At 41.1% G+C, this 12,697-nt stretch carries 11 protein-coding genes; 8 read left to right on the top strand and 3 right to left on the bottom strand.

Going from position 1 to position 12,697, the window contains the following annotated elements; all coding sequences use genetic code 11:
* Positions 1-7: 7 nt before the first annotated feature.
* The 4 genes from AB1Z56_RS21240 to AB1Z56_RS21225 all read left to right on the top strand — a co-directional run bounded on the left by AB1Z56_RS21240 (position 8) and on the right by AB1Z56_RS21225 (position 3,793).
* Positions 8-1,267: a DUF4374 domain-containing protein gene (locus AB1Z56_RS21240; protein WP_426790053.1), complete on the top strand. Its 1,260-nt coding sequence runs from the start codon at positions 8-10 to the stop codon at positions 1,265-1,267.
* Positions 1,268-1,352: 85 nt separating this feature from the next.
* Positions 1,353-1,685: a hypothetical protein gene (locus AB1Z56_RS21235; protein ID WP_426790052.1), complete on the top strand. Its 333-nt coding sequence runs from the start codon at positions 1,353-1,355 to the stop codon at positions 1,683-1,685.
* Positions 1,686-1,688: 3 nt separating this feature from the next.
* Positions 1,689-1,964 (top strand): hypothetical protein, encoded by a 276-nt coding sequence (locus AB1Z56_RS21230; protein ID WP_426790051.1) that lies wholly within the window; start codon positions 1,689-1,691, stop codon positions 1,962-1,964.
* Positions 1,965-1,975: 11 nt separating this feature from the next.
* Positions 1,976-3,793 carry a PepSY-associated TM helix domain-containing protein gene (locus AB1Z56_RS21225; protein ID WP_426790050.1) on the top strand — a complete coding sequence of 606 codons (1,818 nt, stop codon included), beginning with the start codon at positions 1,976-1,978 and terminating at the stop codon, positions 3,791-3,793.
* Positions 3,794-3,853: 60 nt separating this feature from the next.
* Here AB1Z56_RS21225 and AB1Z56_RS21220 read toward each other — a convergent pair whose 3' ends face one another.
* On the bottom strand, positions 3,854-5,134 hold the full coding sequence (locus AB1Z56_RS21220; protein ID WP_426790049.1) for a replication-associated recombination protein A: 1,281 nt from the start codon (positions 5,132-5,134) through the stop codon (positions 3,854-3,856).
* Positions 5,135-5,448: 314 nt separating this feature from the next.
* On the opposite strand from AB1Z56_RS21220, the gene AB1Z56_RS21215 reads away from it, so the two are divergent.
* From AB1Z56_RS21215 to AB1Z56_RS21205, 3 genes are all read left to right on the top strand, one after another.
* A complete protein-coding gene (locus AB1Z56_RS21215) occupies positions 5,449-6,552 on the top strand; it encodes a tetratricopeptide repeat protein (protein WP_426790048.1) in 1,104 nt (367 codons plus the stop codon).
* A gap of 207 nt (positions 6,553-6,759) precedes the next feature.
* Entirely contained in the window at positions 6,760-8,886 is a 2,127-nt protein-coding gene (locus AB1Z56_RS21210; RefSeq protein WP_309367328.1) for a carboxy terminal-processing peptidase, read from the top strand.
* A 341-nt stretch (positions 8,887-9,227) separates the two neighbouring features.
* Positions 9,228-10,058, top strand: coding sequence for a universal stress protein (locus tag AB1Z56_RS21205; RefSeq protein WP_426790047.1), 831 nt, complete (start codon positions 9,228-9,230; stop codon positions 10,056-10,058).
* Positions 10,059-10,180: 122 nt separating this feature from the next.
* On the opposite strand, the gene AB1Z56_RS21200 is transcribed toward AB1Z56_RS21205, so the two are convergent.
* Positions 10,181-10,588 (bottom strand): DoxX family protein, encoded by a 408-nt coding sequence (locus AB1Z56_RS21200; RefSeq protein ID WP_046673771.1) that lies wholly within the window; start codon positions 10,586-10,588, stop codon positions 10,181-10,183.
* Positions 10,589-10,828: 240 nt separating this feature from the next.
* Here AB1Z56_RS21200 and AB1Z56_RS21195 point away from each other — a divergent pair, with 240 nt between their 5' ends.
* The gene (locus tag AB1Z56_RS21195; RefSeq protein ID WP_426790046.1) at positions 10,829-11,659 is read left to right on the top strand and encodes a universal stress protein; all 831 of its coding nucleotides are present in this window, start codon (positions 10,829-10,831) and stop codon (positions 11,657-11,659) included.
* Between the two features lie 54 nt (positions 11,660-11,713).
* Here the strand turns inward: AB1Z56_RS21195 and AB1Z56_RS21190 are convergent, their stop codons facing one another.
* Positions 11,714-12,616 carry a S66 peptidase family protein gene (locus AB1Z56_RS21190; protein WP_309367325.1) on the bottom strand — a complete coding sequence of 301 codons (903 nt, stop codon included), beginning with the start codon at positions 12,614-12,616 and terminating at the stop codon, positions 11,714-11,716.
* Positions 12,617-12,697 lie beyond the last annotated feature (81 nt).

Below are 12,697 nucleotides of genomic sequence, written 5' to 3'. Positions count from 1 at the left end.
TCAAAACATGAAAACAAAATCGTTATTATCAATCCTAGCAGCAGCTATCTTAATAACATCTTGCTCTAAAAGTGAGTCTAATGTCGCTCCAGAGCCCGAACCTACACCTGGTGAAAATACAACAGGAAAATATATTGTAGCGGTAACACCTATTGCCAGCACGGGGGTAGCCGATTACCTCGTAACATCTAGCTCGCTCGACGAAGGTAAAGTTTCTATTATTGGGAATGGTGTGGAACAAGACGGAACTTACCGCTATTATTTGACAACTAACAACAAATTCTTCAGCTTCTTATACGGACAAGGTAATCCAGGAGCAGTGACAGCCTATAATTTAACCGAAGGCAAGTTAAAAAAATTGACAAATTTTCAGTCGGAGACTGTAGCCGCATTCGCAGCGGTCAATGACGATGTATTGATGGCCAAAATGTCTAGAAACCTAGCGACACCAACGCATACTTGGTATCGTGTGAATACCAATAGTCTTACGATAGTGGGTGAAAGTTCCATGAATGCCCTAGAATTAGCTAACAATGGTGAAATTGGATATTTTAGCTGGTTGACACAAGTAGGCAATAAAGTATATGCGCCATTCTTTTGTATTGAGAACTCTTCTTTTACAACAAAATATCCAAACAAAGCTTGGGTTGCCGTATTCTCTTATCCGGACATGAAGCTTGAAAAAGTTTTTACAGATGAGCGTACAAGCTATGTAGGTCAATACTTTACCAACGGCCTAGGTACAGTGGAAAATGGTGATATCTACGCGTTTTCAGCTGCTAATGCTAAAAAATTAATAAGTTCAACACCTACAGTTGTAACGGAAATCTCTACAACTAATCCCTCTGCAATCTTACGTATACCTTCAGGCGCCACCGAATTTGACAAAAACTATTTCTTCAATGTCGCTGAGATTTCTGGCGGCTACAACATCGTTAACTGGACCTATGTTGGCGGAAACAATTTCATCGTCAGTTCAAAGAAAAAACAATCCGACGGCACTTATAGCGCAGCGACAACAATTGCAGCTGTAAATGTCGTAGACAAAACATTTAAAATTGTGTCGGGTTTACCAAAAGCAGATGAAGTAAAATCATTTACGCAGCGAAATAATTATACAACAAAAGATGGCAAAACAGGCTACATTGGCGTAAACCTAACTTCTGGCGAAAGCTATGTGTATAAGATCGACGCTTCGGCTGCAACGGCGACCAAAGGCTTAAAAGTTGAAGGTGGTGCGATTACCGCAATTGAACATTTGGACTAGTCTTTTTTATACTGATAGATAATTACATACCCAATATGCGAATACACAGCATATTGGGTATATGTATAAATCAACAGACCTCATTATGTACACATTTTTATTGCTGCTTATTTTCGCCGGTAGCTTTTTCTGGTACTGTTCATCAGAGAAGGTCAAAATAGCTCAAGGCCCCAACCTCTTGTTGAATCTTGCAAAAGATAAAAACCGATCAAGGATACTAGCTATAGTCCTGCTCGGCCTTTCCTGGATATGGACCATGTACTTACAGGGTATTCTTTCCGGCACATTGGCTTTTGGCGCCTATACCATGGGATTCTTCAGCCTAATTGTACTTTTATGGCCCTATCGGTATTTTCAGTGGAAACAACTGACGGTTATCTTTTTGATCGCTCTTTTTTTTGAATTTTTTATTTTTTAAAATATGCCGGCAAATAAAAAATATCTAAGCAGCCCATTCCAGCGTTTTCTCAAATTGACCGCCGGATTCTTTGGTGGTTATTTCGTGATGTTATACCTCCACCTTTGCCTAACCAAAGTATTTGATAAAACAGACATTTTGATCACAGCCTATGTAACGGGTTTTATCGCTTGGGGAATATTATTGCTTGTCGCCTTTCTTTCAAGAAACGGTTGGCTGATATGGGGTATCTATTTAATCTTGATTGCTGTATTCTACAGCATCTTTATGTACCTATAACTACCTAAACCATGAATCTAAGACGTTATAACATCTATTTCAATACCCATACGATCTCAGGTATAATCATCTGCGCCATCTTGTATGTGATTTTCTTTGCTGGATCCTTTTCATTTTTTAAAAATGAAATCAATGCCTGGCAAAAAAATGAGTCTGACAAAGGCGGAACCTACCGAAATGTTGTTTTTGATCACCTTTTGGACTCTATTGGCCAGATCAAAGAACTCAAAGGCCGGGATATTGCGTTCTATATGCAACACAATGGCCACGCAAGCTATGTCAATATAGGAACCTCACAGGATACCATTGTCGTCAACAAAGCGAAAGAATTAGCAGCAAAAAAAGAACTGGAGGCAAAAAAGAACAAGAAGGCCAACGTAGAGGAAGGAAAAAAGAAAAAAAGAGGCCGTGGCAGACGTGGGGCTGAGGATTCAATGTATTTCACCTACGACCTGACGACAAAAAAACCTTCGGACTACAGCGATGGCTATACCATGGGAGAGTTTCTCTATCGTCTCCATTTCCTTGCTCCGCTCAACCAGATCGGAATAAATATCGGAAGACCTTTTGGTTATACCTTGGCTGGACTAGTCTCGTTTATCTTCCTATTCGCATTGATCTCCGGTCTAATGCTTCACTGGGATAAAATCAAATCCAACTTCTTTGTATTTAGACCCGGAAACAAATGGAAAACGGTATGGACTGATATGCACACCGCTCTTGGTGTAATCGGATTCCCTTACCAGTTTATGTATGCGCTAACGGGGATCGTACTGATTGTGAACTCGGTACTGATTATTCCCTTTAGCAAGTACCTGTACGACGGCAAGGAGGATGAGGTCTATGCTGCGCTCGGTTACAACGACAATACAAAATATACTTATTTGTATGAACCGCTCACCATAACCTTCAACATGGGCGATTTTTTGGATAAGCTGGAAAAAAAATGGCCAAACAGCCATATGAACCGCATCTTTATCAAAAACTATGGTGACAAAAGCATGCATGTCGTAGCACTATATGATGCCAATATCGATAAAAACTTTGCCGGTTCCGGAAGACTGATCTATCGCGTAACCGATGATAAGATTCTCTTTGAAAAATCTGCCGCAGAAAACGGTTCCTATCTAGATTATATGAAGGGTTTCATTTACCGTTTGCATCTTGCGGATTTTGGCGGCTACCCTGTCAAAATCATTTATTTTGTGCTGGGTATCATGGGTTGTTTTGTCATCATCTCGGGCATACTGATCTGGCTGGTCGCACGGGATAAAAATAATATCCCAAAGCGCAAACGTATCTTTAATTTCTGGGCTGCCAATGTATTTATGGCCAGCTGCCTAACGATGTTCCCAGTCACCGCAATGACCTTTATCGCGGTCAAGCTGGCGACGAAAGTGGACCAGCCTTTTATATTTCATGTTTATTTCTATAGCTGGCTGGCATTAGGTGTTTTTTACATCATCCGACGTAACATAGGGAAAACAAACTTAGAAACACTCCTGCTTGGCTCGATATTGTCCCTAGCAGTACCTATTGTGAATGGAATAAAAACGAGGAACTGGATATGGGAAACGTATCGTTCAGGAGCAAAAGACATTTTATTGGTAGACCTACTCTGGCTATGCCTGGGTATAATCGGACTGTTAATCTTTAAAAAAATGCTACATGCCGCTAAAAAAGAAAGTAAAAAAAATAAAAAAGTAGCGCGGGGAGACGCTAAAGATAGCATAGATGCTGAAACTGAGAAGCGGGAAAATGCCCCTGAGAGATCCTTACCTCCTAAGCGTGCGTTTTCCCTAAAAAACAAACCTGCGACAGAGATCTAAAATTCGTTGTTCATATCTGCACTGGGCGAGCATTAGCGCTCGCCTTTTGCTATACACACATTAATATTTATATTTTTCCTTCCATTTGTCCCTTAAACTTTGCCTCAATTTTTCCTCCTGCGAATTCTGTCCAGGCTCATACAATTTGACGCCGCTGATTTCTTTGGGAAGAAATTCTTGGACGACAAAGTTCCCCGGATAGGCATGTGCATACTTGTATTCAGCACCATAATTTAAGTCCTTCATCAATTTGGTCGGTGCATTACGGATATGCAACGGGACGGATAGATCTCCGGTTTGCTTCACCAAGGCCTGTGCCTTATTGATTGCCTCGTAGGAAGCATTGCTTTTGACTGAGGTAGCCAAGTAGATCACCGTTTGCGAAAGAATAATACGTGATTCGGGCCATCCAATAACATTCACCGCCTGAAAACAATTGTTTGCCAACAACAAGGCATTCGGATTGGCATTGCCAATGTCTTCGGAAGCCAAAATCAAAAGCCGCCGTGCAATAAAGGATGGATCCTCTCCCCCTTCGATCATCCGCGCGAGCCAATATACTGCTGCGTTCGGATCAGACCCGCGAATCGATTTAATAAAAGCGGATATAATATCATAATGCTGCTCCCCTGTCTTGTCATAAATGGCCATATTTTGCTGCACCTGTTTCAGAACAAAGGCATTGGTAATCGGCTCTTTATGTAAAACAGACGCGTTGATAACCAGCTCGAGCACATTCAATAGCTTACGCGCATCGCCACCCGACAACCGCAACAGAGCCTCATATTCTTCTACAACAATAGCCTGTTTCTGCAGGTATTCATCCTCATGTAATGCTTTTTGAATCAATCCAATAAGATCTTCTTCCGAAAGATGTTCCAATACATACACTTGGCAACGCGAGAGCAATGCCGAGATGACCTCAAACGACGGGTTTTCCGTTGTCGCGCCAATAAGAGTCACCAGCCCCCGCTCGACTGCCCCTAAAAGCGAATCTTGCTGTGACTTGGAAAAACGGTGAATCTCATCAATAAATAAAATAGGCTGATCCTGATTGAAGTTCATCAGCCGTTCGGCTTTTTCGATGACCTCACGAATATCTTTCACACCCGCTTGAATCGCACTCAATGAAAAGAAAGGCCGATCGAGTTCTCGAGCTATCAACAAAGCTAAACTTGTTTTCCCAACCCCTGGAGGGCCCCACAGAATCATGGAAGGAATATTCTTTTGCTGGATTGCATGATAAAGTACTGCGTCTGGCCCAACAATATGCTGCTGTCCCACATAATCGCTCAATTGTCGAGGTCTAAGTCGTTCTGCTAATGGAATTCGTGTCGCCATAACACAAAGTTAAACATTAAAACAGCACGACGACTAAATATTTTAGCTTTAATCAGCAAAACTCTCCCATTTAATTTTCGCAAAGCGATAAACCGCATGCTTTCACTAACTCAGTTTCAAGGCCCATCATTCGTCGTCCGATATTACTTTAACATTTTTTCACACAATTTTTCGTCATATTTGCTCTTTGATATATGTAAATTGCTTTTGGTAGAGCATAACCGAGCGCGCAAGTTTATCGGAGAAAGCAGTACATTGCTCGAATATGCCACATAGCTAAGTTTATGTAGACGTTAATTCTAACGTAATCTTTTATGAGAATGACAAAATACTGGATCTCTATATTTACCATCCTGACAATGTACATGAATATACCTGGTCGGGTTATGGCACAAAGCGCAGACAAAGATTACACTGGCGCGATAAAACAATACGATGCTTCGTTTAAGGGTATCGGTCCCGAGGTCTATTTTTTACCACCGCCGAAAACAGCCAATGAAATACTGGCAGAAAATTATGCGGACAAAAAACCTTTCAGCAAAGAAATCGCAAGACAGCTCCTGCTCCAGCGATTGCTATTGCAACTCCGGAGCACCAATAACTTGGGACATTTTCAATATTTGATGAATCCCATGCCACCGACAGCGAATGCTTGGAATGATGCAATTGAAGCCCAGAAAAAGACTCAAAATTGGATGGCGGCTTATGCCTTATCGAATGAAGCGGCCTTATTTTCCATTAAAAATAACGACAGTAGCAATACATCAAAATTTCTATATCAAGCACTTTCCTTAGCAAATCGTACCGATAACAGGGATGATATAGCCACCATAAATATGAACATCAGCAACTTCCAGCTGTATAGTGGAGATTTTGTACGTGCCGAGGAGAGCGCACAAAATTATCATACCTATGCAATGACAAGCAAAAGTTATGCGGAGCAAGCCAATGCTTGGCTTTTAATTGCCATGGCCCGAGCTGGTCAGGGAAATTATAAAACTGCCGAAAATAATATTATCCGCAGTGCGATCCCACTATTCAATAAGGCAAAAGCGTATGAAGGGAAAATATTTGCCTGGGAAATGCTTGCCGAAATTTATTTTAAACAGAATAAATTTACCGAGGCCCAGTGGTTTCTGCTACAAGCCCGCGACTTGGCCAATGCAAAAAAATTAAGTAGTGAGCTCGCCGAAATTGAATACTTGCTGGCTTCCTCCAAACAAAAAGACGGCAATTATAAAGTGGCGATCAAAGAGTTTGTGCAGGCGGCAGAATTGGCCTCCGATGAAAATAATAAACAGCTGTCGCTCGCGATATTGGACAAACTTGGCGAGGTATACCTTGTTTTAAAAGACTACCCATCGGCTGATCAGACCTATAAAGCCTATACACAGTTAAAGAATGAACTGTACAATTGAAACAGTTAAAACAATCTGCCTCTTCTATTGGTCTGTTGAAAGAGCAGTTCACAAAGAGATTTTAAGCTTTTTGTAAATATTGAAGGATAAATCAAATAAATTTTTAGATTCTGCGATAATGTGCTATGAATTTCACTAAATTTAGCACGCTTATCAATAAGAGCTGAATATTTTTTAAAAAGAATGATTATTAAAACCGTCGAAAATATGTTTAGGAAACTCATATTTGCACTTTTTGTTGTATCCATTGTTTCTTGTGGTTCAAAACCACGGGTAGCGCTTCCTGATGATGGAGGGCTTAAACCAAGCACACAACATCAAATCATCGCTAAGGAAGTCTCTGGATTATTGGAAAATGCGAGCTACAAAAAGGTCAAAATGAATGATTCGATATCGGGCATCATATACGATAATCTAATCAAAAGTCTGGATCAAGGTAAAAATTACTTGCTTCAATCGGATATTGATGAATTTCAAGCGTACAGAAACAACCTTGCGCAAGACATCAAAAATGGAGATCTTTCTGCGGCATTCCATATTTTTAATGTCTATTCAAAGAGATACCTGGACAGAATGCAATATGCACTTTCAGAAATCGATAAAAAACAGGATTATACAAAGGATGAGTATTACCAACCTAACCGTGAAAAATTAGGCTGGTTCAAAACAGCTGATGAGGCCAACGACCAATGGCGTAAACGTGTAAAATACGATCTGCTTAACTTGGAAACTGCGAGTGGTAAATCGACCGACAGTGCGAGGACCAAACAGGTGGAAACATTGAAAAAACGCTATGTTAATTTGATCTCGCAGGCGAAAAAAACCAATGCGAACGATGCTTTTCAGGTGGTCATGCAAGCGCTGACAGATGCTGTTGACCCACATACATCCTACTTTAACCCTTCTTTTGCTCAGGCCTTCAATGAGGGAATGGCCAATACGTTTGAAGGAATCGGAGCAAGACTTGTCGTCGACAACGAGGCCGTAAGCATCTTTGAAATTATTCCGGGCGGACCAATATTCAAAGACAAGAGCATTCACGTCAATGACAAGATCATTGCGGTTGCCCAAGGAAAAGATGGTGAATTTGAAGACATAATTGGCTGGAGACTTGATGCTGCTGTAGCAAAAATCAAAGGGCCAAAAGGAACGATCGTTCGCCTTAAAATTATACCTGCTGGTCAGCCAATGAACTCCCATCCGCGCATTGTCTCTTTGGTACGTGAGAAAATCGTCGTTGAAGAAGAGTCTGCGAAAAAAGAGATTATGAACGTCAAAGGTGCCGACGGAAAAATGTACAAAGTGGGTATCATCAATATTCCGAAGTTCTACATGGATTTTGACGCTTACAGAAGACGTGATCCAAACTATAAGAGCACAACGAGAGACGTTAGGTTAATCCTAGATACGTTGAAACAACAAAAAGTAGATGCTGTGGTTATCGACTTGCGATTCAATGGTGGTGGCTCCTTACCGGAAGCAATTGATTTAACAGGTTTATTTATCGATAAAGGTCCTGTTGTACAAGTAAGAGACACGAAAAATAACATCGATGTTGAAGAAGATAAAAACGCAGGCGTATCTTGGGATGGTCCATTGGGCATCATGATCAACCGCTTCTCGGCTTCGGCTTCTGAAATCTTTGCCGGAGCTATTCAGGATTACGGAAGAGGTATTATCTTAGGATCTCAAAGTTATGGTAAAGGGACGGTGCAATCGGCAATTGACATGTCGCGCGTCATCAGCCCGACTAGCCGATTATTGTTGAAAGCATCAGGAGAAAAAGACCCAGATACCCCGGAAGGCGCACCTCAATATGGACAGATCAATATCACATTGGGTAAATTCTATCGTGTAAACGGTAGCAGTACACAACATAAGGGGGTTACACCAGATATCGTGTTCCCTTCTCAATTCTCGGCAGAGAAATTTGGCGAGAGCTCAGAAAAATCAGCACTCCCTTGGGATCAAATCCAATCGAGCAACTTCAAAAAAGTAGCTGATCTAAGTGCTGTTGACAAAAAATTAGAAGCGATGCACGAGGCACGCATTAAAAACTCATTGGAATACAAGTATCTGAAAGAGGATATCGAAGAAGCTCAAAAAGATGAGGATGTTAAAATTCCATTGGAATTCAACAAATTCAAAAAAGAGAAAGATGACAATCTCAAGAAAAATAGAGAACGCATCAACGCTTTATTGAAATTGCAGGGCAAACCAGCTTGGGAAGAAGGAAAATCCCAGCCTAAAATTGACCTGGACTTTGTGAAAGATGAAAGCGCCAAAGTGATGACCGATTATATCATCAACTTTGGAACAAAAAAACCTTTATAATTTCACAAGTAACAAAAGCTATCACTGAACTGAGGAAAAGGCAACCGTAATCACGGTTGCCTTTTTTTTTCTGAAAGTGTCTGATCTTATTGGCCAGAAAGAACCTTCAGTTCGCTTTTATCGCTGTTCGTGTCTTACGAAGACATGAAGGTTTTATGATACTCATCACAATACGAAGGGTTTAACATTAAATTCACGTTTTCTTTGTAACTTATCGCTACATTAATTGTTTTAGTCTTAGAGCTCCTCAGCGCAAGGTTTTCATCGTTCGTGTGGATCATATCTATTTTGGACGATGCCGCGAGGCAGATGATAGAAATTAACATATAAAAAAGAACATCATGAAACGTATTCTCCTATTAACCGACTTTTCAGAAAATGCTCTTCTTGCAGCAAAACAAGTTGCCCTCTGTACGGAGGCCTGGAAGACTGAAAAAGTTATTGTCTACCATACTTACAATAGCGTTACCATTGTCAATAACGAACCGATTGTCATTGTTAATGATGAGGTGAAAGAAGCCAAAGAAAAGGAACTTACACAATGGTTTGATCAAATTAGATTGTTGTTCCCGCCACAAGTAGAATTATCCCATCAGATGGAAGATATTGACTTGCCTATGGGGGTCAATGACATGTGCAAATCGCACAATATTGATCTTGTCGCATTGGGTATTACCGGACAAACAGGTTTTGCAAAAATCCTGGTAGGAAGTAATGCCATTACCTTGATGGATATCTGCGATAAGCCGATGCTAATCGTTTCCCACAAGGTAGATCCTGCTGTTCCCAAAAATGTATTGGCGACAACCGATCTGAAAGAGGTCGACCGAAAATTGGATTTATTCAACTTGGATCAGGTTTTAGATACCTTCAATGCACAATTGTATGTTTTGAATGTCGCTAAAAAAGAAGGTTCTGCCGCAGATCTGGCACAGGAATTAAAGCATCTACACGAGCGCTTAGACAAATATCAGCCCATTTACGACTATATAAGCCATGATGATATTGCCACAGGTATCGAGGAATATGCCAAAGAGAAACATATTGATCTCATCCTTTCATTCCATAAAAAGCAGGGGCTATTGGCGAGTCTCTTCAAAGCCAGCATATCGAAAAAAATAGCCTGGAATGGCGCGGCCAACTTACTGGTTATCCCGATGGACAGATCATAAAAACTGTATGATTTCGCAGACGCGCATCTATCGCTGTTGGTGAAAGAAAGATCAAAATAGCAAAGCCGCAATCTATGATAGATTGCGGCTTTTGTCCTATAGTTCGTCCACGGGGAACTGTCTTATTTTTTATCAACAGAGTGTTTACCCGGTCCAATAAGGATAAGTCCTAAAAACACAAAGCAGAGCTCAATCGCATGCGATGCTCCGGAGATTCCATCCCCTTTGGAGAGATGCATTAATCCAGCGATGACCATCGTAAAGGCAAGCAACAATGCTGCTGGTCTGAAAAAGAGCCCCAGCAATAAAAATAGACCACCGACAGTTTCGGTTGCCGCAGCCATAAACCCCCAAAAAGTAGGCATAAAATGAATACCGATATTTCCCATTGATTTACCTACACCAGCCCACAGTTCGGGACCGCCCTGTAATTTAGGCAAACCGTGCATGATCATCATTACCCCCAGTCCAACACGCAAGATCAACAGTCCTGTATCCCTATATTTACCCAATGAATTCCAAATTGCCATAAAAAACGTTTAAATTATTAGATCTTATTTACCAATCTCTCTAAATTAATGAAATTATTTAAATTGAGCCCCCTACAGCACCTGTCATATTCATAAAACTATTGGATTTATAATACTTAATGTGTAATTTAATGGCTATAGACCCGATTATAAAAAGATGAATTAGGCATCACAAATACCATCTAAGGCTGTGTACAACACCTTAGTCACGGATTATAGACAAACAAATAACGAATAAGGATGAAAAACCTACTCTTGCTAACAGACTTTTCGGACAACGCCTATGCGGCCGCTCGATATGCCGCACAATTAGCTCCACTCTGGGGTATTGAAAAGGTCGTCTTATACCATACATATGAAGTAATCCCTACTGTGGGTACTGAACCTGTTGTCATAAGCAACTCAGAAATACTGGAAGAAAAACAAAAAGATCTGAATACCTGGCAGCAGGAGCTGATGCTGCTTTTCCCTGAAGGGGTCGCCTGGAAATCCGTACTCGAAGAATATGAGCTTAGCTACGGCGTAAACCGGACCTGTGCCGAAGAGGATATTGACATTGTCATCGTCGGAACAGCAGGTAAGAGTGGCTTAAAGAAGCTGCTCCTTGGAAGCAATACCCTCAAGCTGATTGAAAATTGTCACACCCCCTTACTGGTTGTCCCAGCACGAGCAGAATTTAGGGTTCCCAAAAAGATGTTGATCGCAACCAACCTCAAAGAGGTAAAGCTAAAATTAAACCGTCTTTTGGTTAATGCGTCAGAAGTATTACGCAAAAGTGAGGTCTATGTCGTCCATGTGACCAAAGAAGATCCCGCCAATAAAGCTGTAAATGCCGAAATAACAACCATGCAGGATTTACTGGCTCCTTATCATCCCATATATAGCTATATTCTCAATGCGGATATTGCTTCGGGGATCAACCAATACATCAACGAAAATCATATCGACATGATGGTCACCTTCCATCGGGACAAAGGCTTATTAAGCCGAATTTTCAATACGAGTATAGCGCAGAAAATGGCCTGGAAGAGTCATGCTGCCATGATGGTCATCCCCGTACATTCGGGTTAACCAACATTCGGGTTAATCAAGATATATCATCTGGAAAATTCTGTTCAGCTAGACTTACAAATAGGTTAACTGAACAGAATTTTCTGTCGTCTCCAATGTTACTTTTCGCCCAAATATCAGCGCGTGATTATCATCAATATGCCCTGCAGGATAGGCAAATGCTACCGGAAAATCGTATTCTTTCACTTTATCCCACACAATTTCCTCTACACTTTGTCCAAAAGCAGGATCGTTGTCTTTCATGGCAGAAAAGCCCCCTACAATTAGCCCATTTAATTTTTTGAGTTTCCCAGCACGCTTCAATGCCCACAGCATTCTGTCGATGGAGTAATAGGCTTCACCAACATCCTCTATAAATAAAATTTTATTCTTGTAATTGACATCCGAATCGGACGCAAGAACAGACAGTAAGATAGCCAGATTTCCACCCACCAGTTTTCCTTCCCCCTTGCCTGCACGGTTGGGAAATAAGGTCTGCTCATAGGAAAAATCCATATTGTGGCCAAACAATGCATTTTTTAAGGTTTCCAAAGAAGCTTTTGTTCCCGTTTCAAAAGACTTGGGCATCTGTCCATGTATTGTCGCAATTTTATAGTTCCGTTGAATATGGCTATGCAATACGGTAATATCGCTAAAACCCACCAACCACTTGGGATTCTTTTCAAAGCTTGAAAAATCTATTTCATCGACGATACGAACACAACCGTAACCTCCGCGCGCGGCAAAAACCGCTTTAATCGACGGATCGTCCAGCGCCCATTGCAGATCCGCTGCGCGCAAATTGTCATCCCCGGCAAATTGATGAAACGATGTCCCGACGGTCTTTCCTACCAAAACTTCTAGCCCCCAGCTCTCTAATGTTTTTATGCCAACATCAATAGATCCACGTATAAAACTAGCAGGACAAACGATAGCGACTTTATCGCCTTCTTTCAGAAAATCAGGTATTTTGGACATATTTTTTATCGCTAATAATCAAACAAAACATTCATGACTCCGTAGCCACCAACAGCTATGCAAGCGAACTGAAGGTTGTTT

The sequence above is a fragment of the Sphingobacterium sp. WOUb80 genome, from assembly GCF_050058145.1.
GTDB lineage: Bacteria > Bacteroidota > Bacteroidia > Sphingobacteriales > Sphingobacteriaceae > Sphingobacterium.
This window is presented reverse-complemented; position numbering and strand designations above follow the sequence as displayed.

Excerpts from the sequence above, each read along its gene's own strand:
- AB1Z56_RS21220 (WP_426790049.1), bottom strand. The coding sequence starts at position 5,134 with ATGGCGACACGAATTCCATTAGCAGAACGACTTAGACCTCGACAATTG.
- AB1Z56_RS21225 (WP_426790050.1), top strand. The coding sequence starts at position 1,976 with ATGAATCTAAGACGTTATAACATCTATTTCAATACCCATACGATCTCA.
- AB1Z56_RS21210 (WP_309367328.1), top strand. The coding sequence starts at position 6,760 with ATGTTTAGGAAACTCATATTTGCACTTTTTGTTGTATCCATTGTTTCT.
- AB1Z56_RS21205 (WP_426790047.1), top strand. The coding sequence starts at position 9,228 with ATGAAACGTATTCTCCTATTAACCGACTTTTCAGAAAATGCTCTTCTT.
- AB1Z56_RS21195 (WP_426790046.1), top strand. The coding sequence starts at position 10,829 with ATGAAAAACCTACTCTTGCTAACAGACTTTTCGGACAACGCCTATGCG.
- AB1Z56_RS21190 (WP_309367325.1), bottom strand. The coding sequence starts at position 12,616 with ATGTCCAAAATACCTGATTTTCTGAAAGAAGGCGATAAAGTCGCTATC.
- AB1Z56_RS21240 (WP_426790053.1), top strand. The coding sequence starts at position 8 with ATGAAAACAAAATCGTTATTATCAATCCTAGCAGCAGCTATCTTAATA.
- AB1Z56_RS21215 (WP_426790048.1), top strand. The coding sequence starts at position 5,449 with ATGAGAATGACAAAATACTGGATCTCTATATTTACCATCCTGACAATG.
- AB1Z56_RS21235 (WP_426790052.1), top strand. The coding sequence starts at position 1,353 with ATGTACACATTTTTATTGCTGCTTATTTTCGCCGGTAGCTTTTTCTGG.
- AB1Z56_RS21200 (WP_046673771.1), bottom strand. The coding sequence starts at position 10,588 with ATGGCAATTTGGAATTCATTGGGTAAATATAGGGATACAGGACTGTTG.
- AB1Z56_RS21230 (WP_426790051.1), top strand. The coding sequence starts at position 1,689 with ATGCCGGCAAATAAAAAATATCTAAGCAGCCCATTCCAGCGTTTTCTC.